At 36.3% G+C, this 26330-nt stretch carries 25 protein-coding genes; 16 read left to right on the top strand and 9 right to left on the bottom strand.

Going from position 1 to position 26330, the window contains the following annotated elements; translation table 11 throughout:
• The first annotated feature begins 154 nt into the window (after positions 1 to 154).
• Positions 155 to 859, top strand: coding sequence for a hypothetical protein (locus tag E3U55_RS13570; protein ID WP_134341021.1), 705 nt, complete (start codon positions 155 to 157; stop codon positions 857 to 859).
• 58 nt (positions 860 to 917) lie between these two features.
• Here the strand turns inward: E3U55_RS13570 and E3U55_RS13565 are convergent, their stop codons facing one another.
• The 3 genes from E3U55_RS13565 to ahpC form a co-directional block, all read right to left on the bottom strand.
• Entirely contained in the window at positions 918 to 1808 is an 891-nt protein-coding gene (locus E3U55_RS13565; RefSeq protein ID WP_134341020.1) for a fructose bisphosphate aldolase, read from the bottom strand.
• A gap of 144 nt (positions 1809 to 1952) precedes the next feature.
• Positions 1953 to 3482 (bottom strand): alkyl hydroperoxide reductase subunit F, encoded by a 1530-nt coding sequence (gene ahpF / locus E3U55_RS13560; RefSeq protein WP_134341019.1) that lies wholly within the window; start codon positions 3480 to 3482, stop codon positions 1953 to 1955.
• Between the two features lie 15 nt (positions 3483 to 3497).
• Positions 3498 to 4061 carry an alkyl hydroperoxide reductase subunit C gene (ahpC, locus tag E3U55_RS13555; protein ID WP_134341018.1) on the bottom strand — a complete coding sequence of 188 codons (564 nt, stop codon included), beginning with the start codon at positions 4059 to 4061 and terminating at the stop codon, positions 3498 to 3500.
• A gap of 421 nt (positions 4062 to 4482) precedes the next feature.
• Here ahpC and E3U55_RS13550 point away from each other — a divergent pair, with 421 nt between their 5' ends.
• The 6 genes from E3U55_RS13550 (at position 4483) to E3U55_RS13525 (ending at position 11155) form a co-directional block, all read left to right on the top strand.
• Positions 4483 to 6009, top strand: a complete 1527-nt coding sequence (locus tag E3U55_RS13550) for a malate:quinone oxidoreductase (RefSeq protein ID WP_228547572.1) — start codon at positions 4483 to 4485, stop codon at positions 6007 to 6009.
• Between the two features lie 348 nt (positions 6010 to 6357).
• Complete coding sequence (locus tag E3U55_RS13545; protein WP_194840923.1) at positions 6358 to 6660, top strand: phasin family protein; 303 nt, start codon at positions 6358 to 6360, stop codon at positions 6658 to 6660.
• A 37-nt stretch (positions 6661 to 6697) separates the two neighbouring features.
• The gene (locus tag E3U55_RS13540) at positions 6698 to 8377 is read left to right on the top strand and encodes an ABC1 kinase family protein (RefSeq protein ID WP_194840924.1); all 1680 of its coding nucleotides are present in this window, start codon (positions 6698 to 6700) and stop codon (positions 8375 to 8377) included.
• A 419-nt stretch (positions 8378 to 8796) separates the two neighbouring features.
• Positions 8797 to 9072 (top strand): hypothetical protein, encoded by a 276-nt coding sequence (locus E3U55_RS13535; protein WP_134341015.1) that lies wholly within the window; start codon positions 8797 to 8799, stop codon positions 9070 to 9072.
• Between the two features lie 292 nt (positions 9073 to 9364).
• Positions 9365 to 10570, top strand: a complete 1206-nt coding sequence (locus E3U55_RS13530) for a ParM/StbA family protein (RefSeq protein WP_134341014.1) — start codon at positions 9365 to 9367, stop codon at positions 10568 to 10570.
• Between the two features lie 12 nt (positions 10571 to 10582).
• On the top strand, positions 10583 to 11155 hold the full coding sequence (locus tag E3U55_RS13525) for a hypothetical protein (RefSeq protein ID WP_134341013.1): 573 nt from the start codon (positions 10583 to 10585) through the stop codon (positions 11153 to 11155).
• A gap of 45 nt (positions 11156 to 11200) precedes the next feature.
• Here E3U55_RS13525 and E3U55_RS13520 read toward each other — a convergent pair whose 3' ends face one another.
• The gene (locus E3U55_RS13520; protein WP_228547571.1) at positions 11201 to 12376 is read right to left on the bottom strand and encodes a DUF346 domain-containing protein; all 1176 of its coding nucleotides are present in this window, start codon (positions 12374 to 12376) and stop codon (positions 11201 to 11203) included.
• 362 nt (positions 12377 to 12738) lie between these two features.
• On the opposite strand from E3U55_RS13520, the gene E3U55_RS13515 reads away from it, so the two are divergent.
• Positions 12739 to 13461 carry a VCBS repeat-containing protein gene (locus E3U55_RS13515; RefSeq protein ID WP_134341012.1) on the top strand — a complete coding sequence of 241 codons (723 nt, stop codon included), beginning with the start codon at positions 12739 to 12741 and terminating at the stop codon, positions 13459 to 13461.
• Positions 13462 to 13508: 47 nt separating this feature from the next.
• On the opposite strand, the gene E3U55_RS13510 is transcribed toward E3U55_RS13515, so the two are convergent.
• Positions 13509 to 13691 (bottom strand): H-type small acid-soluble spore protein, encoded by a 183-nt coding sequence (locus tag E3U55_RS13510; RefSeq protein ID WP_134341011.1) that lies wholly within the window; start codon positions 13689 to 13691, stop codon positions 13509 to 13511.
• A gap of 216 nt (positions 13692 to 13907) precedes the next feature.
• Between E3U55_RS13510 and ltaE the strand changes: the two genes are divergently transcribed.
• The gene (gene ltaE, locus E3U55_RS13505) at positions 13908 to 14927 is read left to right on the top strand and encodes a low-specificity L-threonine aldolase (RefSeq protein ID WP_134341010.1); all 1020 of its coding nucleotides are present in this window, start codon (positions 13908 to 13910) and stop codon (positions 14925 to 14927) included.
• Between the two features lie 135 nt (positions 14928 to 15062).
• Positions 15063 to 15944: a GGDEF domain-containing protein gene (locus tag E3U55_RS13500; protein WP_134341009.1), complete on the top strand. Its 882-nt coding sequence runs from the start codon at positions 15063 to 15065 to the stop codon at positions 15942 to 15944.
• 118 nt (positions 15945 to 16062) lie between these two features.
• On the opposite strand, the gene E3U55_RS13495 is transcribed toward E3U55_RS13500, so the two are convergent.
• Positions 16063 to 16929 carry an SDR family oxidoreductase gene (locus E3U55_RS13495; protein ID WP_134341008.1) on the bottom strand — a complete coding sequence of 289 codons (867 nt, stop codon included), beginning with the start codon at positions 16927 to 16929 and terminating at the stop codon, positions 16063 to 16065.
• Between the two features lie 102 nt (positions 16930 to 17031).
• Positions 17032 to 17886, bottom strand: a complete 855-nt coding sequence (locus E3U55_RS13490; RefSeq protein ID WP_134341007.1) for an FtsZ/tubulin family protein — start codon at positions 17884 to 17886, stop codon at positions 17032 to 17034.
• Between the two features lie 219 nt (positions 17887 to 18105).
• On the opposite strand from E3U55_RS13490, the gene E3U55_RS13485 reads away from it, so the two are divergent.
• A complete protein-coding gene (locus E3U55_RS13485) occupies positions 18106 to 18882 on the top strand; it encodes a 3-hydroxybutyrate dehydrogenase (RefSeq protein ID WP_134341006.1) in 777 nt (258 codons plus the stop codon).
• A 50-nt stretch (positions 18883 to 18932) separates the two neighbouring features.
• On the opposite strand, the gene E3U55_RS13480 is transcribed toward E3U55_RS13485, so the two are convergent.
• The gene (locus E3U55_RS13480; RefSeq protein ID WP_134341005.1) at positions 18933 to 20396 is read right to left on the bottom strand and encodes a phospholipase D family protein; all 1464 of its coding nucleotides are present in this window, start codon (positions 20394 to 20396) and stop codon (positions 18933 to 18935) included.
• Positions 20397 to 20867: 471 nt separating this feature from the next.
• On the opposite strand from E3U55_RS13480, the gene E3U55_RS13475 reads away from it, so the two are divergent.
• Together E3U55_RS13475 and E3U55_RS13470 are read left to right on the top strand one after the other, a co-directional pair.
• Complete coding sequence (locus E3U55_RS13475; protein WP_134341004.1) at positions 20868 to 21761, top strand: ABC transporter permease subunit; 894 nt, start codon at positions 20868 to 20870, stop codon at positions 21759 to 21761.
• On the top strand, positions 21758 to 22678 hold the full coding sequence (locus E3U55_RS13470) for a peptide ABC transporter permease (protein WP_134341003.1): 921 nt from the start codon (positions 21758 to 21760) through the stop codon (positions 22676 to 22678). Before E3U55_RS13475 ends, E3U55_RS13470 begins: the two co-directional genes overlap by 4 nt.
• Before the next feature lie 97 nt (positions 22679 to 22775).
• On the opposite strand, the gene E3U55_RS13465 is transcribed toward E3U55_RS13470, so the two are convergent.
• Positions 22776 to 23789, bottom strand: a complete 1014-nt coding sequence (locus E3U55_RS13465) for a DUF3231 family protein (protein WP_228547570.1) — start codon at positions 23787 to 23789, stop codon at positions 22776 to 22778.
• Positions 23790 to 23920: 131 nt separating this feature from the next.
• Between E3U55_RS13465 and E3U55_RS13460 the strand changes: the two genes are divergently transcribed.
• The 3 genes from E3U55_RS13460 to ectA all read left to right on the top strand — a co-directional run bounded on the left by E3U55_RS13460 (position 23921) and on the right by ectA (position 26323).
• Positions 23921 to 24385: an ABC transporter substrate-binding protein gene (locus E3U55_RS13460; RefSeq protein ID WP_228547569.1), complete on the top strand. Its 465-nt coding sequence runs from the start codon at positions 23921 to 23923 to the stop codon at positions 24383 to 24385.
• A 63-nt stretch (positions 24386 to 24448) separates the two neighbouring features.
• Positions 24449 to 25507 (top strand): ABC transporter substrate-binding protein, encoded by a 1059-nt coding sequence (locus tag E3U55_RS13455; protein WP_134341002.1) that lies wholly within the window; start codon positions 24449 to 24451, stop codon positions 25505 to 25507.
• 330 nt (positions 25508 to 25837) lie between these two features.
• Positions 25838 to 26323: a diaminobutyrate acetyltransferase gene (gene ectA, locus E3U55_RS13450; protein WP_228547568.1), complete on the top strand. Its 486-nt coding sequence runs from the start codon at positions 25838 to 25840 to the stop codon at positions 26321 to 26323.
• The last annotated feature ends 7 nt before the right edge of the window (positions 26324 to 26330 follow it).

Here is a 26330-nt window from a genome sequence, read left to right as displayed (position 1 = left end):
CATTTTTATGCGATAGATATTTGATAGAGAAGGATGTCCCTGTAGTAATTTCTAAAATGTGGTGTTGAAATTAGTTACAAATAAATTAAATTCAAGTGCAACTAGCATTCCATTTTTCACGTCAAATAAGTAAATAAGAAAAAGGGGTGATAGAATGAAAAAATTACTTTCGATTACATTGTTAATTGGAGTATTGATCATTGCAGGGTGTGGACAAAGCGCCACAGGCGAAACGGATGATCCTACCTCTGTGGATGAAGAAAATCAAACGGAGCAGGATGAATCAAACGGGTCTCAATCTGATGACAAAGAGAATAAAGAAGGTAAGGATAGCAATAATTCAAAAGATGAACCTTCAAGTCAAGATAATGAACAAAATGAAAACACAGAGGACGAAGGTAGTGAGAATCAAGATAATGAAAAAGAAAAAAATGACACAGAATCTATTGATCAAGGAAGAGCAAAAACAGTTTTAACGGAATATGAAGAGGCATTTAAAAAGGTTGTCAGCTACACTAATGACCAAGGTAAACAAAAAGAATATACAACAAAGGAAGGTTTAAAAGAGCACTTTATGCACTTTATGTCCGATGAGTTGGCAACATCGATGGTCGATACGTATTTTGAAGAAAAAGAAGATGGGCTATATGTCAAAGCAATGGATGGACCTACATTCTTACAAGAAGACAAAGAGTTTTCATTTACGCAAAATAAAGATGGTAGTGTGTCAATCATTCAAGAACGTAATAATGAATTGACTGGCCACGTGGAAATGGAATATAAATTAGTTAACAAAAATGGGTATTGGATTGTTAATGAGGTTGAGAGCCGTAGTTTAGAGTCCAACAATGAAGGTTAATAGAGTAAAGCTAAAAAGTGCCTGACTTCAATTAGAAGTCAGGTACTTTTGGTTGTCATTATTTTTTATTTACAGAAGCGTCATGAATGGAATCGACCGCTTTTTGTAAGCTTTGGTTGAATTCAGCATCAGACTGATCGGCATGTAAATCACTTGCTAATGCGCGTGAGAAGCTCGCAATTAGGCCGTCATTTTCTTTTAGCTTTTCGTTAGCTTCATCACGAGAGTATCCTCCAGATAAAGCGACGACACGAACCACGTTAGGGTGCTCGATTAATTCTTTATAAAGATTAGCTTTTGTTGGAATAGTTAGTTTTAGCATCACTAGTTGATCTGAAGAAAGCTCGTTTAGATGTTTGAGGATTTCTTCTTTCAACATATCTTCGCATTTTTCTTTATCAGAGCTGTTAATATCAACTTCTGGCTCAATAATTGGAACTAAGCCAGCTTCGATAATGCGTTTAGCAATATCAAACTGCTGGTCAACAACGGCTTTAATACCTTCTTCATTTGGCTCGTGAATGACTGAACGCATTTTTGTACCAAAAATATGACGTTCGTTTGCACGACGTAGCGTTTCATCCAGGTCGTGAATTGGTTTCATCATTTGAACACCGTTTTCCTTTTCGGCAAGACCTTTATCAACCTTTAAGAAAGGAACGACCCCTTTGTCCGCAAGATAGTCGCCAGTATATTTACCTTCGATTTCACGGTCCATGGTTTGTTCAAATAGGATTGCACCAAGAATCTTCTCTGAACTAAAGGCAGGTGATGTAATAATTCTAGTTCTCATATCATGGACTAGCTTAAACATTTCATCATCGTTAGAATAAGCAGTTTCAGGTACGCCGTATGCAGCTAAAGCTTTTGGCGTACTTCCGCCACTTTGGTCAAGCGCTGCGATAAATCCGTCATTGTTTTTGATTTTGTCAAAATGTTTGTCGTTCATTGTTTCCACTCCTTTATATCATTTCAAAATTAGCATCTATATATAATCTTACCACTCTATAGCAATCTATGTCAGTCAATATAATGATTCGTCTGTGTAAGGAAAAAATCACTATCCTGCAATCTGCAGAATAGTGATTTTAGATTAATTTCGAATGAGGTGGTCAAAGGCTGCAAGAGCTGATGTAGCACCTTCACCCATCGAAACAATAATCTGGTTATAAGCACTGTTTGTACAGTCACCTGCTGCAAAAACACCAGGAATATTCGTTGCAGTACTTTTATCTGTAATGATTTCGCCGATTTTATTACGATCAACTTGGTCACCTAACCAGTCTGTATTAGGGATTAAACCAATTTGAACGAACACACCTGCGAGTTTGATATGCTTCTCATCACCTGATTCAAGGTCAACGTATGATAATCCATTAACGTTGTCATCACCAGTGATTTCAGATGTTTTAGCATTTGTTAGAACTGTAACGTTTGGTAGGCTGTACAGGCGTTTTTGTAAAACTTCATCAGCCTTAAGCTCTGAATTATATTCAAGTACCGTGACATGATTTACAATTCCAGCAAGGTCAATGGCAGCTTCAACACCTGAGTTACCACCACCGATCACTGCAACGTCTTTACCTTCGAATAATGGTCCGTCACAGTGTGGACAGTAAGCGACACCTTTGTTTTTGAACTCTTCCTCACCAGGTACACCGATTTGACGCCAGCGTGCACCAGTAGAAATGATGAGCGTTTTACTCTTAAGCTTTGCACCATTTTCTAATTCGAGCTCGAAAAGGTCTTTCTTTTCTAGGCCTTTAGCACGCTGTAAGTTCATAATATCAACGTCATAATCTTTTATGTGTTCTTCCAATGCTGCTGCAAGTTTAGAGCCTTCTGTGTTTTTAACGCTGATAAAGTTTTCGATCGTAAGTGTATCTAGAACTTGGCCACCTAAGCGTTCAGCGACAATCCCTGTGCGAATCCCTTTACGTGAAGCATAAACCGCAGCACTTGCGCCAGCAGGACCTCCACCGACGACAAGAACATCATATGGGTCTTTATTTGAGAGTTCATCTGCACTTAAGCTTTTGCCTAATTTCGCTAAAATTTCTTCAAGAGAAATTCGTCCATTACTAAATGGCTCGCCATTGAGGTAAACAGCTGGTACAGCCATAACATCTTTTGCTTCAACTTCTTCTTTAAACGAAGCACCATCAATCATTGTGTGAGAAATGTTAGGGTTTAACACACTCATGATGTTTAAGGCTTGTACAACATCTGGACAGTTATGGCAGGAAAGACTGACATACGTCTCAAAGTGGTATTCACCATCAAGGTCTTTAATCTGGTCGATCACGTTTTGTTCAACCTTAGGTGGACGACCACTTACTTGAAGTAACGCCAGAACTAACGAAGTGAATTCATGCCCTAACGGTACACCAGCAAATGTAACTCCGGAGTCTTTTCCTACACGGTTTACACTAAAGCTTGGTGTGTGTTCTAGGTCAGTTTTTTCAATTGAAATTTTAGTTGACATGGCAGCTAGTTCATCAACTAGTGCTTGTGTTTCTTCTGATTTTTCATCAGAGTCTGTACTAACTTTAAGGACTAAGTCGTCTTCAAGTAACTGAAGGTACTGACTCAATTGTGACTTAATTTCTGCATCAAGTGCCATGTGTCAAATCTCTCCTTAAATTTTACCTACTAAATCAAGGTTTGGCTTAAGTGTTTCTCCGCCTTCTTCCCATTTTGCCGGGCAAACTTCGCCTGGGTTATTGCGTACGTATTGTGCTGCTTTAATTTTGTTAATTAGTGTGCTTGCGTCACGGCCAATACCTTCTGCGTTAATTTCAACAGCTTGAATTACGCCATCAGGATCAATGATAAACGTACCACGATCAGATTGACCTAAGTCTTCAACGTAAACATCAAAGTTACGTGAAAGTACGTGAGCAGGGTCACCAATCATTGTGTAAGTGATTTTCCCAATTGTTTCTGATGTATCGTGCCATGCTTTATGAGTAAAGTGAGAATCTCTTGAAACAGAGAATACTTCAACACCAAGTTCTTGAAGAGCTGGGTATTGGTTTTGAAGGTCTTCAAGTTCAGTTGGGCATACGAATGTAAAGTCTGCTGGGTAGAAGCAAACGACACTCCAATGACCTTTGAAATTTTCTTCTGTAACGTCGATAAATTCACCGTTTAAATATGCTTGAGCTTTAAATGGTTCTACTTCTTTTCCGATTAAAGACATAATTGAAATTCCTCCTAAAATAATTTTTACTATAGATAGTCTAACCAGTATTGTTATTAAAATTACATATCTATAATAATTATTAAGTAACATTAGATATTATAAATGCTCAAGAATCTATGTCAACGAATAAGCTAACTATCATAATAATGGGATTTTTCCTAATTTTTAAACAAATTCATAACACAGATTTTTTTAAGCAAATGAATCACTGAAATCAACCAAACATTTTTCACAAATGCTATCAATCAGACAATGCGACTTTAAAATAACAGCAAAATATTATATAATAATAAACGAATATAATATCATAAATTGTTGGTATTTAGTATATAAAAATATAATTTAAAGAGTTTTGGAAACCAGGTAATACCCTGGCTTTTTGTGATGTTTAAGTAAGCAACACAGACATATCTTTAAAATCTTACGGTATAGGAAGGTAAACATGAGCAACGGACAAACTAAAACAGACGTTATTTTAATTGGCGCCGGCATCATGAGTGCGACGTTAGGTTCGCTTCTAAAAGAATTGGTACCGGAATGGGAAATTAAAGTGTTTGAGAAATTAGATAAAACAGGTGAGGAAAGTTCAAATGAGTGGAACAATGCAGGAACTGGACACGCTGCGTTATGCGAACTGAACTACACCAATGAAAAACCAGACGGATCGATTGATATTAATAAGGCAATCAAAATCAATGAGCAGTTTCAGGTTTCTAAACAATTCTGGTCATACCTTGTAAATAGAAATCTACTAACGAATCCTCAAGAGTTCATCATGCCTCTACCTCATATGAGTTTAGTGCGTGGTGAGGACAACGTTAATTTTCTAAAGAAACGTTTCGAAGCTATGTCTAATAAACCATTATTTGAGGGGATGGAGTTTTCTGATGACCCTGAAAAATTAAAAGAGTGGATTCCTCTTATTATGAAAGATCGCCAATCAAACGAACCGGTAGCTGCGACAAAAATTGATGATGGAACAGATGTCAATTTCGGGGCTTTAACACGAAAAATGTTTGACTATTTAAGTACTCAAAATGTCGAAGTGAATTATAAACATAGCGTGGAAGATATCCAACGAAATTATGAAGGGTTATGGGAGCTTACGGTACGCGATGAAAAGAGTGGTGAAGTGACTCGTCATCAGGCTAAGTTCGTCTTTATTGGTGCTGGTGGAGGTAGTCTGCATTTATTACAGAAATCTGGTATTCCTGAAGGCAGAGGAATTGGGGGCTTTCCAGTAAGTGGACAATTTATGGTGTGTAATAACCCAAGAGTCATTAAGCAACATCATGCAAAAGTCTATGGTAAAGCTCCAGTGGGTGCACCACCGATGTCTGTACCACACCTTGATACGAGATTTATCGATAATAAGAGATCATTATTGTTCGGACCGTTTGCAGGTTTTTCACCGAAATTCTTAAAAACGGGTTCAAGAATGGACTTGATTACATCTGTGAAGCCTTATAACCTTCTAACGATGTTATCAGCAGGGGTTAAAGAAATGCCATTAACGAAATATTTAATCGAACAAGTAATGTTATCGAAAGAGAAACGTATGGAAGCGTTACGTGAATTTATCCCTGATGCTAAAAGTGAGGATTGGGACTTAGTTGTCGCAGGGCAACGTGTTCAAATCATTAAAGATACTGAAGCGGGTGGAAGAGGAACCCTTCAGTTTGGTACAGAGGTTGTGAGTGCCGAGGATGGGTCCATTGCAGCACTGTTAGGAGCTTCACCTGGTGCTTCAACAGCGGTTCAAGTAATGCTTGAAGTTATGGAAAGATGCTTCCCAGAACAAATTAAAGATTGGGAGCCAAAAATCAAAGAAATGATCCCTTCTTATGGTTTATCATTAGTCGAAAACCCAGAATTGATTAAAGAGATTCATGCAACAACCGCTGAAGCACTTAACCTGAATGACAAAGAATCAATTGAAAATTAATAGAATGGTGTTGTTTAAGCTTAATGTTGTTAAACAAATAAAATGAAGTGTAGGATTTTTTACGCCAAGCGAAAGGCGGCGACTCCTGCGGGAACAGCACGAGCCGAAAATCACGCAAAACGAACGGGAGTGAGTTTTGGGAAGTTGAGGCCGTGCCCGCGGAAAGCGTCCGCCTGTAGCGATTCGTAGAATCATCCAAATAATAACTTAAAAACTGCTGAGTTCAATGAGGACTCAGCAGTTTTTATTTTACCTAAACACACGCTCATGTACATACAGGTTTGTTTTTATACAAACTATAAAGGGTAAAGTAAAAATAAGTTAATGATTATAAAGGAGGTCGTGAATATGAAAGATACATTCATAAAAGGAATGTCTATAGGCCTTGGATTAGCTGCAGCTAGTAAAGAACAAGTAGATAAAGTGATGGAAGAACTAAATGAAAAAGGACAATTAACGAAAGAAGAATCCAACAGTATATTAAATGAACTACAAACAAAAGGCGAACAAAGACAACAAGAACTTGACCGAAAAGTGCAAACACAAATTAAAAAATATTTAGATGAATTAGAAGTTCCATCAAAAGAAGACTTCCAATCTTTAGAAAAGAGAGTTAACAAGTTGGAGAATCAGTTAAACAATGAAGAGTAAGAAGAGGTACGAATAGAGAAGAAAAGAGGTGAGGAATATTTTTAGAAAACAGATGCGCCATATGTCTCGATACCGGGAAATTGCAGCAGCTTTTTCTCGTAATGGATTAGGCTTCATAGTAAAGGAATTAGGGATGGATCGTGTGTTTTCTTTGCCACGAAGGTTATACGTCAGGCGTGACCAAGAAACTACGAAGTCTATTGGAGTCAGGGTTCGTCAATTTTTAGAAGAATTAGGTCCAACGTTTATTAAAATTGGCCAGATGGCGAGTACTAGACCAGATTTAATTCCTGAAGACATCATGGATGAGCTCTCATATTTACAAGATGAAATTGCTCCATTTCCTTTAGAGGATGTCCAAAAAATAGTAAAGAAAGAACTAAAAGCGGATTTATATGATCTTTTTGAAGAGTTCGATCCATCGCCAATTGGTGTCGCTTCGATTGGTCAAGTTCATAAGGCTGTATTGAACTCAGGTGAGCATGTAGCTGTAAAAGTTCAACGCCCACTCGTTGAAAAGCAAATACATACAGACCTTGAAATTATCTATGAGCTTGCTATACGAGCGGAAAAGAAATTTAATTGGGCTGTGAATTATCAAGTTACAGAAGTCGTGAATGAATTCTCCAAAGCTATAAAAGATGAGCTGGATTATATCACAGAAGGTAGAAATGCTGATTTAATGGCAAAGCAATTTGAAGAAGATTCATCAGTACGAATTCCAAAGATTTATTGGGATTATACTACTGAAAAAGTATTAACAATGGAATTTATTGAAGGTATAAAACTAGATGAAGTCGCTGAATTAGAAGAAAATGGGCATAACTTAGAGTCCTTAGCAAGTCAATTAGCTAATGCAATTTTCTATCAAATATTTAAGGACGGTTATTTCCACGGAGACCCTCATATTGGCAATATATTAGCCCTTTCTGATAAAAATATTGGACTTATAGATTTTGGGTTAATGGGGCGCTTATCTCCTGAGATGAAAACACATTTGGCCTCTTTAGTTCTCGCAATGGTTAAACAAGACTCAGATAAAGTCATTAAAACGATTACTAAAATGGGAATAACTCCTGATGATGTCAGTTTGCACGAATTAAGAGGTGATATCGACCAACTCATTATCAAATATTATGATGTCCCAGATAATGAATTCAGCCTAGGACAATCAATCACAGATATATTTTCAATTGCGCATAAGCACCAAATTACGATTGCAACAGATCTCACTATGGTAGGAAAAACATTACTGACTTTAGAAGGAGTTCTTGATCAATTGGATCCAAACTTTAATATTGTTGAAGCGGCTGAACCGTTTGGGCGAGAATTGATACGCGAAAAATATAACCCTAAACGTCTGGCAGAGAATTTCGTAGATCAACTAGATGAATACGGTGAAATCATCGAAGACATGCCTAAAATTGTTAAGGAGCTTAGCATAGCCGCAAAGAAACGAAAAATCCCTGTTGAGATTTCGGTTCCAAAGGCAGATAACTTTTTATCAAAACTAGATACAGTAAGTAATCGGTTATCATTCAGTATCGTATTATTATCATTTAGTTTAATTATGGTTGGTTTGATTATTGGATCTGCCCTGGGAAGACAACAATCGTCACTACTTTGGAATGTACCTGCTATTGAAATAGGTTTTGTTATTGCCATGCTCATGTTCGCATGGTTGATCTACTCGATATTTAGGTCAGGGAGGTTTTGAATATATATAACATTTAGTTATAAATAAATATACCTTAAGAATTAAAGAGCAGCTCGGAAAACTTATTTCCGATTTGCTCTTTTTTACACCTTATTAGGGAGTACTTAGCGTTAAGCTAAGCTTACTTTAAAGGGATTGTGAATGTTACTGTTACTATTTTAACCGAGCCCATAACTGAGAATTCAAATCCTATTCCTTCCAGTGAATCATCCATGGATTTTAGGTGGAAGTTATTTTTCATCCTCATGAAAAATATTAAGCCCCTTATTCTTCACGTAATCACGATATATTTTATCAATTCCCCCAGGATCCTCTGACGTTTAGAAGCCCACGACATAATTGGTAGCTCCAGAGTGGTTAGATTTTATTTTGTTAAAAACCTTTTGAACTGTCAAAACTAATCGTAGAGGTGAGGTCAGATGGAATTAAACAGTAATGAGCAAAATAAAGACTTAATTATTTCATTCAAATATCTTAATGAAGATGAGCAATATAAGATCTATGATTCTTTAATCGGAAAGAAGTTAGTCATAAACGGTAGTTGCAATAATGAAAAAATAGTCCTGGAAGGTATTTTAGAGAGTAAAGGGTTGTATTTAGGTGGTGTGTCTTATGATTTAAAGCTTGAAGGTGGATTAAAACCTATAGGGTTTAATCTTCTATACGATGTAGAAGAAATTAAGGTGATTCACTGAGTAATAAATGATATTTGAGTTCTGTAAATAAACTTAAAGTTTACAAGTTTGCAACATGTAAACAATTGAATACAAAAATGTAAACAAGTAAACGGTCAAGTACACTTGTTGTGTTTTCAGTATGTTTACATTTTTGTATTCGTTGTAAACGTACTCGTTTACTGTAATGAGTCATATTTCAATTAGATTACAGTTTTATTTCTTTTTCTGAGTCGCATTGAAGCAGCCATCTAACTCTAATAAACTTTCATAACAAGACCAAATAATACATAAACAAAGGATGGATTTTTACATGACTCAAAATCAATCAAGAATTGCAGCTGTAGACGTAGGGAATGATTCGGTTAAAGCTATCTTTGGGGAACTTGATTATGAATTAAATATACCGAATATCATTGCTAGAGATATTGAAGACCGCCCAGTGATTGGTATTGAAGATTTAGATGATAAGAACCCCCTTGATGGTATCCACATTAAAGTACACTCTCCTGCCCTTAAAGAAAATAATGTAATCTATCGAATTGGTAATTTAGCAACAAAAAGTGATAACTCAACAGAGCTAGATCCAGGTAGTAGCAAATCACAAGAAGACCAAACATTAGTGATGCTTTTTGCAAGTCTAGCTTTAGATGCAGTCAATGGAGATAACTCTCATAACTTTAATAAATCTAAAGATGTTGTAGATGCGAATTATACATTAGGTACAGGTTTGCCACTTCGTGAAGTGAAAGAAGGGAACGACGCAGGGTACCGCTCGAAATTAACAGGGTCTGTCCACCAGGTCGAATTTTTAGTAACACCTAAATACCAAGGAATCAAAGTGAATTTAAAGTTTGATGAAGTGAAAGTATATCCAGAAGGGTTCGCCGCTTTTATTAATTTAGTTATGGATCATGACTTAAAAATCACGAATAAAGATTTAATAGATAAACGAATTTTAATTCAGGATATTGGTGGTTTATCTACTGACATTGCCGTCATAAAAAATCGTACAGTCGATGACGATAAAGCTCAGGGCTATAACTTAGGTGTTTCGGAGTCATTAGAAAATATCAGGGAAGAAATTTTTAGTAAGCATGGGGTAGAGTTAGACAGTCGTCGGGATGTCGTTGATATCATCACTAGAAATAATGATCGAAATCATATTATGGTTAAAGGTAGTCGTACGAGTGTACATGATACGACAGATCGCATCCTTTTAGAATTAGCTAAAAAGCAATACCGTCTACTTCGTAATGTATGGCAAAAGAATTCTCAGACTGAGATATGTTATTTTGTTGGTGGTGGTTCTAATGTGCTTAAAGACTACATGAAGACAATCAATAACAATTTAGACGGTTATAATATTGAATTTTTTGAAGATGAAAAAGAAAGTATCTGGATGATGGCGAATGCTTATTATAAATTGATTGCTGATTATGTGAAGAAGTCTGAACAAGCGAATGAAGCGGAAAAGAAAGATACGGATAAGGATAAGAAAAAGGCTACAAAGAGCTAATAAGGTGATGCTATGAAAAAATCACAAGCACAAATAAAAAGAGGTCAAGCCATTTCATTCAGAATCCCATCAGATACACCAGAGCATTTGCTAAAAGAGTTGCAAAAACTGAAAGAAGTTGAGAGAAGGAATTTTTCTAGTAAAATTGCTGAATATGTTCTAGATGGCGTTAACTACTCTAATAATAGAGAACAAGAAACCATAACGATTCCACTTCCTAATAAACTAAGTAAAGCTCAACGTGATTGGATTAAGCATGAACATTCTGAAGCTTTACTAGGCAGTATCGTCTACCAATTATTAAGTGACCCAGTTCGAGCGACATCACTACTGGCCAACTTAAATAGCCATTCAACAGATATTGATGAAGCATTGTATTTACAAGAGGATTCAACGGAAGAACCTGAGACTGAGAGTTTAGAAGTGGTTGAGGAAGAAACGGTCTCTAATGATGATGACTTAGATTCTATCAATTGGGAAGAAGCATTCCAACACACTGAGGAGTCAAAAGAAAAACCTGAGGAAAGTAACGAGCAGGATTTAGACGATCTTTTAGGTGATTTTTTAAGTAAAATGAATAAATAGAAAGTTATGCCCTTGATAGATACCATTCCTATCAAGGGCATATTTTTATCCTCTATAATAAATGTGATTAAGGGTTTGATTTCGACCTCGTGCAAACACATCAATCCGGTTTGCATTCCAAGAGACTGAAGCTGGAGGAGAAGTTAGGTTTCCTCCAAGGCTTTGCCAGTCCTCCCAGCGAGAGCCGTTCCATGACTTTTTATACAATTGATTGTCAGTGCCCCTAACAAATACATCAATTTGATTAGGGCGACGTGATGATGCAGCAGGTGCTCCTACTAACTGGCCTCCAAGGCTTTCCCATTCACTCCAACGATTGCCGTTCCACCATTTATGAATGAGCTCTTGATTTTGTCCTCTTGCAAATACATCTATACGGTTAGGTCCCCAAGAGACCGAAGCAGGGTGAGATGTAATATTACCCCCAAGGTCTTCCCAATCTTCCCAACGTGATCCATTCCAGGTACGTTTATAAAGTCTGTTATTTGTTCCTCTAACAAACACATCTAATTGGTTAGATCGTCTAGATGAAGCGGATGGTCCACTGGTTAAAGTCCCACCGAGGTTTTCCCACTCACTCCAACGTCTACCGTCCCACCATTTATGGTAAAGGCTTTGATCTGTTCCTCGTACAAATACATCAATTCGGTTAGGTCCCCAAGACACTGCAGCAGGTGGTGAAGTTAAAACACCTCCAAGGCTTTCCCAACCACTCCAACGATCGCCATCCCACCATTTATGGATGAGGTCTTGATTCTGGCCTCGTGCAAAAACATCTAAGCGGTTAGGTGCCCAAGATGAGACCCCTGGAGCTGATGTTAATGTTCCGCCAAGGTTTTCCCAATTAGACCAACCTGTTGAAGGTGGTTGAGGTTGCCCTCCGCCAATTTGATCTAATGCTATTTGAATGACATTGATAAAGACTCGTTCGTATACGTTTTGAGGGACATTGTTTGCCCGAAAGATTTGGTTAAGCCATGGGACTCGATTATTAAATTGGTTATAGATTTGACTAGCTGACTGATTTGTATTGGCTTGATTAAGTGTAAAACTTACTAGTAAATAAAAAACATAGTCAATAAATTGCCTGTTTACCCCAGGTCGAGTTAATTGAGAGTATAAATTATTGTGCTCTGAACGCAAAGTTTGCATCACTTGTTGCACAGTGGGTTGCTGTCTAACACTTAATTCATGTAACGGTTCTGTTTGATTTCTAAACATCTTAAAATCCTCCAACTATTTTTAATTTAATATATGCAACCAATAACGCATTTGGGATTTTTGCTTAGGTCAAGTAGCACACCTTCTAATTGCCCATAAAATAGTATTAGGCTCTGTTAAAGTTCAATGTTTCATATAGTAAAGAACATAAAGTGACAGATTGTCTAAATTTAAGAAAAGCGAAAGGCGGCGACTCCTGCGGGAACAGCACGAGCCGAAAATCACGCAAAACGAACGGGAGTGAGTTTTGGGAAGTTGAGGCCGTGCCCGCGGAAAGCGTCCGCCTGTAGCGATTCGTAGAATCAACAACAATCTTTAATAGAACCTATTTTTATTTAAAAGGCTATTGAAAGGAGAATGAAATGAATTATTCTAACAGGAATATACGCCAACCAGAAATTGTCTCGTTTGCACAAGGCGATGTAACAGGGGACGGGGTCTTAGATAACGTGTTTTTAACAGGGGTGATCACACCTGATAGCCCATTTACCCAAAAGATTACGCTTGTTGTTCAAGATGGCGTATCAGGACGGTTGTCGAGAACAGAGCTGAGTGAAAATGCTGGTTATAACCCGACTTTATTTTTAGGGGATATGACGGGTGATGGAGTGGATGATATCTTAATTAGTATTGCTACAGGTGGCAGTGGGGGTACGATGTATGAATTCATTTACTCCTATTTAAATGACGAAGCCAAACTATTGTTTGATAGCAACGTTTATAATGACCGATACAATTATGAAGTTACTTTCCAGGATTATTACAAAGTAGAAGTGGTTAGTGAGGAAAATAATGAACGATATATTATAGATATTTCTACAAGGGGTTTCGATTATTTAAATGAAATCTATGATTCTAATGGACGATTAATATATCCAATCAGTGGATGGGTTAATCCATTAAGCGGTTTATATCCAGTTGATTTTAATATGGATGGGGTTTACGAACTACTAATTTATCAAAGAATAGCAGGTCAATATAATGCTGATTCATTAGGATACGTATTAAATACGTTGCAATGGAATGGAGAAAACTTTGAATTAGTTAATCAATATGTAGCGATATTTGGAACGGAAAACACTTAAACATATGTAAACCCAGCCCTGCTTGAACAGTGGCTGGGTTAAACTACTTAATCTTCTTCTTTTAAATCTGTCACATTAACTTCAAATTCTTCTCCATCACGTCTTAAGTAATGAACAACAACTTTTTGGCGTTCATCGTCGACATCATCAATGTAAACATATTCACCATTATAAACAACATCTTTTATAACTGGGTCTTCTTTAATTTCTTTTGCACGCATTAAATTCATGGTTATCCCTCCATAAGAGTACTAACCCATTTAAAGGGCTTGTACTCATACGATAACCGTCTGACAAAAAATTAAACTTCTTTACCTCTTTTGACAATTAATTGTAATGATGGATTAAACTTAAGATCTAGTTTAGACAGGGTATTTTTTCAATTTATGAGTTTGGTATATAGCAAAAATGTAATAGAATAGAGTAAAAGTATGGGAGGGGTACTCATGATTGATTTAAGAAGTGATACTGTCACAAAGCCAACAGAAGCCATGAGAAAAGCAGCTTATAATGCAGAGGTTGGTGATGATGTTTATGTCGAAGACCCAACCGTTAATAGATTAGAAGAATTAGCTGCTGAGAAGCTGGGGAAAGAAGCGGCATTATTTGTAACAAGTGGTACACAAGGAAATCAAATTGCTGTACTCACACACTGTAAACCAAGCGATGAAGTGATTATGGAGTCTAATGCGCATGTGTTTTTATATGAAGGTGCTGCTATGTCTGCTTTAGCAGGAATTCAGCCGAGGACGATTGCAGGGGTGCGTGGAGCAATGAACCCTGAGGATGTTAAAGCCGCTATCCGACCAGAAGATGTTCATTTTCCTGAAACGGGCTTAATCTGCCTTGAAAATACGCATAACAAAGCTGGAGGTGCCATTTTACCTTTAGAAAATATGGAAGCTATTGCGAAGATTGCTCGCGAACACAATATTCCGGTCCATTTAGATGGGGCACGTTTATTTAATGCATCTGTTGCTTCAGGGATACCGATACATAAGTTTGCTGAACAGACTGATACGGTTCAGTTTTGCTTATCTAAAGGATTAGGGGCGCCGGTTGGTTCAATTTTAGCTGGACCTAAAGAATTTATAGATCGAGCAAGAAAATGGCGTAAACGTCTCGGTGGTGGTTTAAGGCAAGTGGGAATTGTAGCAGCACCTGGCATCATTGCATTAAATGATATGGTTGACCGGTTAGCTGAAGATCATGATCATGCTAAGAAGTTAGCAGATAGTTTTGCTAACATTGATGGCATTGAAATCGAAGGCCAAGTTGAGACCAATATTTTATTGGTGAATGTCAAAGGACTTGGTGTTACTAGTGAGGAGTTTATTGAAAAATTAAAAGGAGAAGGAATCCTAACTGTTGCCTTTGGACCATATACGGTTCGCTTTGTAACAAACTATGATGTTACAGAAGATGATATTGATACAGTTATAAATAATGTAAGAAAATTAGTTTGATTTCTGACCAGTCGTATATTCGGCTGGTTTTTCATTATTTCTAGATCTTTACTTATGGTCATCAGGAAGGAGATAGACTTTTTGTCTAGAAAATGATTAAAGGGATTAAATTATTGAGTCGAAAGGTGGATTAGTGTGGTTTTAAAGGGCCGAAAATTGTCAGTTAGTTATATAATAATGGCCCTGGCAATTGCTTGGATGATCGTTTATTTATTGAGGCCAAATACTGTTACCGTACACTTTTACTATTTTCCAATTATATTAGCGGCTTGGTATTGGAAAATTCTTGGAGGTATTGCGGTTGGCCTAATTAGTGGAATCTTAGCTGGACCCCTAATGCTTGTTGATGTGGCCGAAAATGTTAATCAGTTAACCTTTTCGTGGGTTTTAAGACTAGTATTCTTTGTGGCTGTTGGGAGTTTTATAGGATTGTTGTTTAAACAAATTCAAAAGAATTCACAGGAAATTTTAGACCAACAAAGAGAGATTATTATACAAAGTCATATGGCAAATATGGATGGTTTAACACTAATTCCTAACCGGCGGAATTTTGATCAAGTGTTAAGTGAAGAGTATATGAAAGTTTCACATGAAACGTCACTTTCTCTAATTATGATTGATATTGATCAGTTTAAACAATATAACGATACATATGGTCACATTAAAGGAGATGAATGCTTAATTAAAGTGGCTCAAGTTATTCAGTCTAGTTTGAACAGACCAACTGATTATTTTGCTAGATATGGCGGGGAAGAGTTCGTGGTCATACTTCCTGCGACAGATGAACAGGGTGCCTTAAAGGTAGCGGAGAATATTAGACAAAATGTTGAACGGTTAATGATTCCTCATGAAACTTCTCATATTAAGCCTTATGTGACGATTAGCTTAGGGGTGGAAACAATGCACCCACAATCTGGTTATGAAGCCAAACAGCTATTAGATCGAGCGGATCAAGCTTTATACCAAGCCAAGTCGCAAGGTAGAAATCAAGTGATGGTTTACAAAGAAAAAGCATGATATGAACTCTTTAATATTTGTTGGTATATGCTTAAAGGTAAATTTTTCTAAAAAACAAATATACAAAAAAGACCCGATAAACGGGCCTGTTGTACTGTTTTTATAATTTTTCATCTTATTATGAGGATGTATATGACCCTCCATTAATATGAATCGCCTGTCCAGTCATGTAAGAAGATTCATCAGAGGCAAGCATAACGAATGGCCATGCGTGCTCTGAGGGCTGTCCAGGACGTCCCATTAGATTATCCTGCCCAAAATTCTCAACGCCATCTTCATCAAATGATGATGGGATGAGTGGCGTCCATACGGGTCCTGGTGCCACTGTATTGGCTCTTATACCTTTACTGGCTAAGCTCTGTGCAATGCTTCTAGTAAAAGCAGTAACGGCTCCTTTAGTCGCTGAGTAATCCATCAAAATTGCATTTCCTTGATAGGCATTAATGGAAGACGTGTTAATGATAGAATCTCCAGAATTCATGTGAGGAACAGCTGCTTTAGTTAAATAGAATTGAGAAAAGAAATTGGTGCGAAAGACTTCTTCAAATTGTTCGTTTGAAATATCTGTGACATCTTCACGAATGTATTGAATCGCAGCATTGTTAACTAAAATATTAAGTTTACCAAAATGATTAACGGTTTGTTTAACTAAGTGATCACAGTGCTCTGGGTCTTTAATATCACCAGGAAGCAACAGACATTTGACCCCTTCTGCTTCAACAAGTGTTTTAGTTTCTTCAGCGTCATCGTGTTCATCTAAATAAGAAATCGCCACATGTGCCCCTTCTTTAGCATATAGCATCGAAACAGCTCGTCCTATACCACTATCTCCACCAGTAATTAAGGCGACTTTATCATTAAGTTTATTGGTACCTACATACTCCTTCGGTTGATGAGGGCGTGGATCCATAATGGATTCAATGCCTGGTTGTTTATCCTGAACCTGTCGAGGTGTACGTCCTTTTTGCATATCTTCGGGTTTCATCTATTAATCATCCTCCATTTAAGTGCTTATATTGAAAACATTACCTTAATTCAACCAATTTAAACGGAGATGAATAATAAAAAAGTTGACCTGATCAATAGGTCAACTTTTCATTAGCTTGTATCTTCTTTTTCCTTTTTCAATGATTCTTTTACACCGACCGACCATTTCATTGTATTTCGAGATTTTTCGGTAATTCTCAGGTGGTTCTATAGGGTCAGCGATTCCGTTTACAATCAACGTAATTTTAAAACGTTCACCGGGTTCATCAATAAAGTAAGAACCAATTTTAAAAAGTTCAGCCTTAGAAAATAAATCATGGAGGCGCAAATTAATTTGCCTAAATGTCTCCATATTGACATCTCTTGTATAGCCAATATTAATAATAAGTTGATCGCCATCAGTAAAATCTTTAGGTAAGTAAGGAGTGGAAATCAGATATTTCAATGGGATATCAAAGGAGTCATTTTCAACTGTATGTATGAAAAATGGGCCTTTGTTTTTATGAATAAATGATTCAATATCGTGAAAATCGATATTCATATCACCAGTGTGTTCGATAAGCTCTTTTAAGGAACGAATCGTCTCTTCTTCTACAGCATTAAAAGTATTTTGAGCATCACGGATAGAAGTTTTATGGTCGATCAGATCCATTAAATCATCACTATGGAAATAGATGACGGCATCGCAAAACTCTTTCATTCTTAAATATTGTTCGGTTGCTGTTTGGGCGCGCCTCTTGCCTTCAAAGCGAAAAGGAAAGCGAAAAATGCCGATGAGCAGTGTTTTTTGACCTTTTAACACACGTAATTGCTGAATAAGCTCATCCGTTTCACTAGGGTTTCCTCCAATAAATCGAAAGAAATATAAGTTCTCCTGCTCTGGGTTCTCCATAACTAGCTTGTTCTTTTGCCATTCGCCTTGATCCACGTGATATATTTTTACAGGTGTCTCCATAATCCCTTCTCCTTACAAAAACTTTTTACCATTATATAAAACCTTTTAAAAGATATTTGTCAGAAGGTGTTATAAATAAACACTTATTTTGTCAGCTATTGTAAAACGGTCGATAATAAGAACAATTTAAATAAAATTGAAGGAGAAATGAGTGAATAGCACTAATAGTAATTTTAAATAGGAATTATAAAATGTGATAAGCCTGGAAGGGGATTATGAATGGTAGAAGATAAAGTAGTTTTTGTGACTGGAGCGGCGAGTGGAATAGGCTATAAAGTGGCAAAGGAATTTGCTGAAAACAGAGCTAAAGTTGTATTAAGTGACATTAGCGAAGATCAAGTAAAAAAAGTAGCAAAAGAACTTTTAGGTGAAGGGTATGACGTAATGGGGCTAAAATGTGATGTGGCGAAAGAAGAGGAGATCGAGAAAGCTATTAATCAGGCTGTTGAGAGATACGGTCGATTAGATGTTCTATTTAATAACGCTGGTTTACAACACGTAGCATCGATTGAAGACTTTCCGAGTGAAAAATTTGAATTAATGATTAAGGTCATGCTCGTGGCACCATATATAACAACCAAACACGCTATGCCAATTATGAAAAAACAAGGTTTTGGTCGAATCATTAACATGGCTTCAATTAATGGGTTAATTGGTTTTGCTGGGAAATCAGCTTATAACAGTGCAAAGCATGGTGTGGTTGGTTTAACAAAAGTTACGGCTTTAGAAGGTGCTGAATTTGGCATTACAGCTAATGCAGTTTGTCCTGGCTATGTTGATACACCTCTTGTTCGTAATCAATTAGGTGAATTAGCTGAGAATCGAGGCGTCACGTTAGAAAAAGTTTTAGAAGATGTTATTTATCCATTAGTTCCACAAAAGCGATTACTTTCCGTACAAGAAATTGCGGATTATATACTATTTCTAGCAAGTGATAAATCTAAAGGAGTGACTGGTCAAGCGGTGGTTATAGATGGAGGATATACAGCGCAGTAATGTTAATTCATAAAAAACGTCTCGCAAATCTTATGCGAGACGTTTTTATATTAGTAAGTCGTAAACATAGTAAGTTTCTGGACTGTATACAGCACACGTTTAGCAAGAGTTAAAGAACCTGCATATTCTTCATACTTCACTGTATATAAACCATCATCATTTTCCCAAATTCGATGGAAATAATCATCAACTTCTTGAACAATATCTTGATCATTAGGAGCTTTTATTTCTATGTCGCTTTCTAAATTATAGTTATTAATATTTCGAGACGTGTAATTACCAGATCCACCAATGATGGTACTAGAGTCTTCCTTCCTTACATATACAATTTTCGAGTGATACTGCTCTTTGGACACGTTGTACCATTTCATGTCTATATCCATATTTTCCTCTGTTAGTAGCTCACTCGCAATTGGGATATTAGGTAGACCGGCTTTTTCACTACCAAAAGCATTCTGGTTAGGATCTAGGACAAGCTTAACATCTACATCCCTTTTGCCTGCTCTTTGAATGGCATCAATGATATCTCGGTCTGACAAAAAGAACATACCAATCCATACCTGGTCACCAGCTTTCGCTTGGTCAATAGCATCTACCACGGCATGTTGAATCTTTTGTTCTGTAATGATTTTTGCTTGAATCTCTCCGCCAGATTCAACTGATTCTATCTGATTAAGCTCTTCTTTAGTTGGAAAAGCTGATAAATCGCCTCCAGAGAACTTGGCCACATATTTTTCAGATTCTATAATATCTTTTAATATATCACCTTTCACTTTAAAGCCGATGTTCGAGTGAAAACCACTCCCGTCATGCGGGTTGGCAGAGATCACTAGTCCTTCATCTTCGTTCACTAAAATTTTCCTGTGATTCGCTTTAATGTTAAATAGCTTTAAGTACGATCTAGCTGTTACGTCAGGTGATTTACTTCCGAACGGGTTTTTAATCCACCCATCGCCTCTTTGTCCAAACCATTGAATTCCCATCCTATAGAATGCAGAATATAACGGATTGGGGTCTCTTAATCGCTCCAACTTCGTATAGACGACTTCAACACCAGCCTCTTCAAGTGGTTTAATGAATTGGGCTTCGTGTGAATAGTACGTCGTATTTATTGGGTCAGTTATTAATACCACTTTGAGGTCGGGATGTTTTTCTTTTTGTTCAATGATTTTGTTACTCAGCTTTTGGCTGATTTTAGGGAAGTCTCTATTAGACGATGCAAATTCATTAATCATAAAGAAATCCATAATTAAAAATTCTTCAGCGTTCTCTATGGATTTATACACTTGATCAAAAATCTCCTGGTCATAAACTTCTCTACCATTATCTTGATAGGTTAAATCATATAAAAATTCAATATCGCCTGAATTCAATTGATGCGTCTCACCCTCATATGAAATCCCTTCAGGTAATGGTTTGAATTGATGGTATGCAATAGTTCCTAAATAGATTATTAAAAATGTAAATATAGTAATCCATAGCTTTTTCTTTTTAAAAATTTTTCTTTTTTTCATGAAGGGAACCTCTCTTATATATAGCTTTACATGATTTATACCCTAAAATGTAAATCATAGTCAAAATAAGAGGTTCCAATTAATACCTTTGTAGAAAAGATTGGTACTAGCTTCCCCAGTCCTAGTTATTTAGACTTGTCGTAAGCTATTTTAAGGTGTGTTAGGGCCTAAATAAATGACCTCCATACCATTTTTACGTAAAGTTGAAAGCAAACCTGATCAGACTAAAATAATTAATGAACATAGTGCCATTGGGGGTTAAAGCAGAAATTTGAACTTTAATGTCGTACAAACTAGTCAGATTGAATATATTTTACAAAAGCCACTATTGTTTGGGGATAGTGGCTTTTTTATACTTTTGATTAATCTTCTGGCTAAATAGCTAAATTGAACTATTACGAACTATTAATTCATGATATAATGTCCAAAAATATTTATTTGAATTTTCAAAAAATCTGCGGAGGAACCGAAATGACATGGCAAATAACTAAGAATTTCTTGTTATTTCTCTTAATTTTAGTCGGCTTTATTCTTATACTTCTATTGCCTAGGGAACGTGCTATTACAACATCTGGACCTTTACAATTTGATGCACATTATCCATTTAGTTTAGAACTTTATTTGGAGAGCATCGAAGAGTTTGTAACTTATATTAAAACTGAAAAAGGCTTTGGAGAAACAAGAGGGGGTAACCCTATACTAGATGAAGTAAAACGATTTATGACTCGAAGTCTAAAAATCATCGTGCCTGCATTTATCATTAGCATGATTGTTGGTTCATTACTGGGTCTTTTACAATTTTACTTACGACATAGGAAATGCGGCAAAGTATTATCCTTCTTTTCTTGGGTTTTCGCATCAATTCCTGATTTTTTCTTATTTATTGCCATTCAATATTTATTAATGCGTGCAGGCTTACCTAAGTTTGGTCTTTTTGGAAATGAAGAATGGTATAGCTTTATCATCCCGCTGATCTCATTAACGATTTTTCCTTTAGCTCATATGATTAAGGTTACAGTTGTTGCAATGGAAAATGAAATGGGACAAGATTATGTTCGAACGGTTTTTTCCAAAGGGTTAAATAAAGTTGAAGCAATAAAACATATGTTTTGGAATTGCTGGTCGACAATGGTTAATCAATCGCAAATGGTCATGTTATATATATTATCGAGTTTGCCAATCATTGAAAAAATTTCGAGTTATAATGGTGCGGGTTATCAATTGCTGCAAAGCATATTAAATAATGAAGATATTAGAGCGCTTGGGTTAATGCTGCCATTTTTAATATTAATGTTTTTAGTCGTGGTTATTTCACAAGCGATTAAAAATTGGTATATCCCTAAAGAAGTGAGGGGAGGGCTATGAGACTAGCCAAATTTGTAAAAGATAATTTCCTGTTATGTTTTGGTGTCGTTTTAATTTTGTTACTTTTGTTCGTAACATTTGTAGGTCCTTATTTACCTTTAATTGATCAAGAGTTAGAGGAAGTACAATACCTATGGACAGAAGATGATATTCCCATTCCTCCACCTTTTGAGCCGTCTAATGAGAACTATTTGATTGGTTCTGACCATGCTGGCCGTGATCTATTAAGCCTTTTAGTTATGGGAGCAAAGGAAACGTTATTGGTCGTTATATTAATTACATTAGTGAGATATATAATAGCCATTCCTTTGGCGTTTTTCGCTCATAAAAAGTGGTTAGGTACTCATCTTATGTTGAATTGGTTAAATGGTTTTCTGTCATACATACCTACGATATTAATGGTTCTTCTAATTGTGATGTTACCGCCATTTTTATTTACAGAGTTCAGACCAGTCTATTTGGTATTAATCATTGCTTTAGTTGAAGTAGGGCGTGCAGCGGATGCGGTAAAACTTGAATTAGACGAGATCTCTTCAAAAGAATATATTTTAAGTGGTGTAGTAGCAGGAGCTGGTTCATTCAGACTATTTAAGTATTATTTTTTACCTTTTATTTACGGAAAGTTAATCGTCTACATGATTACTGATTTAGGTAAAGTCATGTTTTTGATTGGTCAATTAGCTTTTATTGGTGTATTTGTATCACAGTACTTAATTCAAGTAGATGCCGGTCAATTTGCAATCCGTAACAGCTCAATTTCGTGGCCAATGCTACTAATGAATGCAACCAGAGATATTCGTATGGCCATTTGGATTCCGTTCTGGTCAGCGTTTGCGATGGCGTTTACGATTTTTTCATTAAATATCCTTGCTCAAGGCATACAAAATTTATTTAAAAAAAGAAATACTTATATCTAACTGACTTACTTAGATTCTTTGTAATTTTACTCAAGTCATATTTTATAGTTTTTTAATTACAAAAAAACCCAATCTTCTTTTCAAAAAGGAGATTGGGTTATTTCTTTTTCTTAGCTAGTTTATCGCGATCATCAAACGTGGGTGGTTGTTCCATCCATTTATTTTTTATTAAAATATTCATACCATCTTCTGCGTATTTTAGAATTTCAGTAATCATGCCTAAGTAAGCAGCACCTAAATCACGTCTTTGAGATAATGCAAGCGCTGCCCCATAGTAACCTGCTGCTGTTGATATAAGGTTCATTATATGAAACAACATAAGTTTATCTGAGAAAGGCGAGACGGTGGAACTTAGTACTTGATCATCTAGTTTATTGGTTGATGGTAAATTACTTTCAGATAATATTTTATTAAAAGTATCAAACTGTTTATCACAAATTTGTTCGCCTCGCTTAAAGTAGTCCTTCAATTCTTTATTATTAGTAAGCTGTCTCGACGCTATTTCCAAACAGATTTTTAACACATCTTTTTTCATATTGAAAAAAATACCGCTAACTTCAACAGCATTAAGAGGACGTCGTTTTCCGAACCATCCCGTTAAATAGCTTTGTTTAGTAATAAAGGAGGCTTCCTCTGGAGGGTTAATGTCGGGTGGACGAACTATGATACCCTTATCAGTCATTATTTTCGTAATTCGTCTGTATAACTCCATAGCTTCTTTATTACATTCAATAAAATAGTCTACCTGATCTTCTCTAATGGATGTGTTTAGTGACCCTGCGTATCCAGACAGTCCATGGACAGTCATGATGTACATATAATTTATGACGAGTTTGTCTGTGAAAATTGGAGGAGCGTCTAAATTAACATCTTCATCAGTGAATCCAATTGGAACAGGGTAATTGTCATCCTTTAAGAAGGATGAAATCTTATTGACATGTCTGTTTGATAATTCATATGCAAAATCTAGAATGGATTTAACTTCTGGGTCTTGTGTGTGTTGAAGGAAATGCTGCATTACACAAATAGACATACTATCATTCATGTATTGTGTCCAAAGGTTTGCAATTTCCGATGAAGTCAATCGGGTGTTATGGATTGAGTGTCCCAACTTCTATACCTCCCTGTACAATTCCTTAAATTAGTTTGGTTAAATTTAAATAATTTATTCAAAGATGATGGATAGTGGAGCGGATCGATTCATAACATATATTAATCCGAAGAGGCTGGGGGTATTTTAGTGTGATAAATTCCGGTGGAGTGTTAAAAGTAGTGGATTGGTCGCCATTAAATTGGTTGTATGTTTTATTTAATACGATGGAGGAGCCGGTTCGAGCAGATCAAGAGGGTAGAATTATTCCAGCATTAGCTGAAAGCTTTGAATGGTTGGATGCGAATACACTTGAAATGAGGTTACATAGTGACGTTTATTATCAGAATGGAGAGTATTTTGATGCTAAAGTAGTGTTAAACAATTTTGAGGAAGTCGGTAAATGGGCTGCACCTCATCCACCAGGGACTTGGCTAAATTTGTTCGAGGGAACAGTAATTGAACAAATTAACCCCTTTACAGTAAGGTTTCATTTTCCAAAACCAGATGGATTGGTATTAGGAAAGTTTCGTGCTCAACATTTAGCTGACGAATTATTTTGGAGAAATTTGGGCTTTGGTTATAAAAAGCTGGGTTCAGGTGAAGGTCATTGGTGAGTACTTGATGCTCCAGGCCCGTGGGGTACTGGCCCATTTACGTTAAGTGCTGGCTACTCATCAATTTATAATACTGTAGCTATCATCAAAACTGACCCGTTAGCTTTAACTTGGATCACAACTTGTGAAGATCGCACACCTCAAGTAATTCTCGAAGCTAATAACAATTATAGAGACCCATTCAGAATGCCTAAGTTAGACCAGGTTATTTTTCGCAATGATTTAACACAAGAATTGGCTACTGATTTATGTATGCAAACAATCGGTGAAGTAGATATTGTCACCAATGTGGCTCCCACCAAGGCTTATGCCGTACAACAATCGCAATTTGCAAATTTAGTTAGTGTTAAGGGTAATACGATTGTGACTGGTGTATTTAATCGATATAAACAAAAATTTCAAGATCAGCGACTAAGACTGGCGATAAATTACGCGATTAATCGTTACGATATTATTAAAAAGTCGTATAACGGATATGCAGATTTAGTACCTTCGTTAACGCCTCCATGGGCACTTGATTTTCCAGAAGGTTTAACGCCACTAGGTTTTCATCCTGAAGAAGCAAATAAATTACTTAGAGAATCAGATTGGAATCTAGGTGAAACTTTAAAAATAGCTTCGTTATCCAAATATGAATCGGTCGCTCAGCTAATCGCTAATCAAATAGAGGCACACTTAAAGATACCTGTTAATCTGTATATTATCCCCACACATGAAGAAATAAAATGGAGAAAAATAATTGCTGAGAAAAATTTAAATCCATATTATGACCTTTTTATTCTTGATGCAACCGCTTTGTTTTTAGAAGGTACGCCAGCGTTTTTTCATAGAGAGTTCTTTGGTACAGATGGAGCTTTAAGGATTGGTCCAGAGTTGCCAAGGTTTAATGAACTCTTTAATGCAATGGCAGCAGAAACAAACAAAGAATTATTTTTAGAGAAGTCTAAAGACGTCGACCGATACGTCTACGAGGATACGTTGAGCTTATTTTTATTTAGTCCGAGAAGTCTTTATGCTGTGAATAAAAATGTAGATTTTAAACCTTATATAACAACATTGGAATTTGCAGAAACAAGTGTCACGCAAGAACATTGGTCTAAACAATTTAATAAATTTTATTAACGCAGCAAACCGTTGCTGCGTTATAGCGCTCAAGTCATTTTGGATTGAGTGTTATTTTTTACTTGTTTTTAATGTAAAAATAATCCAATTTACACTAAATCTCTAATATTCTTAAGGAAAATTAATAATACGATAGCATTTTTAAGTTCGTTTATACTAAGCATTATTTTTCCACTATTAAACATGTGCTATCCTTATTTATTCAGTTTAAACTGGTTTGATTAAAAATTAAGGCACCCTTATTATATATAAGCGTAGGTTTGAAAAAACGGAAATTGAAAGGAGAACTTTCTTATTAGTACTCAAAATGCAACAGCAACTCTAAACCAATTGGAAACTGTTACATTTGAAGAGCCGACTCCAAAAGACGGCTCTGCTATGTGGGAATTAGTTAATAATTCAACGTTAGATCAAAATTCTGTTTACAAATACATTATGATGTGTGAATACTTTTCAGAAACTTGTGTCGTAGCAAAAGAAGAGGGGAAAGTCGTTGGATTTATTACAGGCTTCATACCACCTGAAAAGCAAGATGTAGTTTTTGTATGGCAGGTTGGTGTCGACTCTTCACAGCGAGGCAAAGGAGTAGCTTCACAATTATTAAAGGAGTTATTTAACCGAGACGCGTGTAAAGATGTACGCTTCTTGGAGGCAACAGTTACTCCATCAAACGAAGCTTCTAAAAAATTATTCAAAGGCTTCGCACGCAAAAACAACACAAAGTGTGACATAACTGAACTATTCACGAAGGATTTATTTCCTTCAGATGAACACGAAGAAGAACACCGATTTCGTATCGGACCAATTGATAAATAAAGCAGCT

The organism is Filobacillus milosensis, assembly GCF_004402015.1.
GTDB classification, from domain to species: Bacteria; Bacillota; Bacilli; order Bacillales; family Alkalibacillaceae; genus Filobacillus; species Filobacillus milosensis.
Note: the sequence above shows the minus strand (reverse complement) of the source record. Positions and strands in the feature narration are given on the sequence as shown.

Excerpts from the sequence above, each read along its gene's own strand:
- E3U55_RS13570 (WP_134341021.1), top strand. The coding sequence starts at position 155 with ATGAAAAAATTACTTTCGATTACATTGTTAATTGGAGTATTGATCATT.
- E3U55_RS13565 (WP_134341020.1), bottom strand. The coding sequence starts at position 1,808 with ATGAACGACAAACATTTTGACAAAATCAAAAACAATGACGGATTTATC.
- ahpF (WP_134341019.1), bottom strand. The coding sequence starts at position 3,482 with ATGGCACTTGATGCAGAAATTAAGTCACAATTGAGTCAGTACCTTCAG.
- ahpC (WP_134341018.1), bottom strand. The coding sequence starts at position 4,061 with ATGTCTTTAATCGGAAAAGAAGTAGAACCATTTAAAGCTCAAGCATAT.
- E3U55_RS13545 (WP_194840923.1), top strand. The coding sequence starts at position 6,358 with ATGAAAGATACATTCATAAAAGGAATGTCTATAGGCCTTGGATTAGCT.
- E3U55_RS13535 (WP_134341015.1), top strand. The coding sequence starts at position 8,797 with ATGGAATTAAACAGTAATGAGCAAAATAAAGACTTAATTATTTCATTC.
- E3U55_RS13530 (WP_134341014.1), top strand. The coding sequence starts at position 9,365 with ATGACTCAAAATCAATCAAGAATTGCAGCTGTAGACGTAGGGAATGAT.
- E3U55_RS13525 (WP_134341013.1), top strand. The coding sequence starts at position 10,583 with ATGAAAAAATCACAAGCACAAATAAAAAGAGGTCAAGCCATTTCATTC.
- E3U55_RS13520 (WP_228547571.1), bottom strand. The coding sequence starts at position 12,376 with ATGTTTAGAAATCAAACAGAACCGTTACATGAATTAAGTGTTAGACAG.
- E3U55_RS13515 (WP_134341012.1), top strand. The coding sequence starts at position 12,739 with ATGAATTATTCTAACAGGAATATACGCCAACCAGAAATTGTCTCGTTT.
- E3U55_RS13510 (WP_134341011.1), bottom strand. The coding sequence starts at position 13,691 with ATGAATTTAATGCGTGCAAAAGAAATTAAAGAAGACCCAGTTATAAAA.
- ltaE (WP_134341010.1), top strand. The coding sequence starts at position 13,908 with ATGATTGATTTAAGAAGTGATACTGTCACAAAGCCAACAGAAGCCATG.
- E3U55_RS13495 (WP_134341008.1), bottom strand. The coding sequence starts at position 16,929 with ATGAAACCCGAAGATATGCAAAAAGGACGTACACCTCGACAGGTTCAG.
- E3U55_RS13490 (WP_134341007.1), bottom strand. The coding sequence starts at position 17,886 with ATGGAGACACCTGTAAAAATATATCACGTGGATCAAGGCGAATGGCAA.
- E3U55_RS13485 (WP_134341006.1), top strand. The coding sequence starts at position 18,106 with ATGGTAGAAGATAAAGTAGTTTTTGTGACTGGAGCGGCGAGTGGAATA.
- E3U55_RS13480 (WP_134341005.1), bottom strand. The coding sequence starts at position 20,396 with ATGAAAAAAAGAAAAATTTTTAAAAAGAAAAAGCTATGGATTACTATA.
- E3U55_RS13475 (WP_134341004.1), top strand. The coding sequence starts at position 20,868 with ATGACATGGCAAATAACTAAGAATTTCTTGTTATTTCTCTTAATTTTA.
- E3U55_RS13470 (WP_134341003.1), top strand. The coding sequence starts at position 21,758 with ATGAGACTAGCCAAATTTGTAAAAGATAATTTCCTGTTATGTTTTGGT.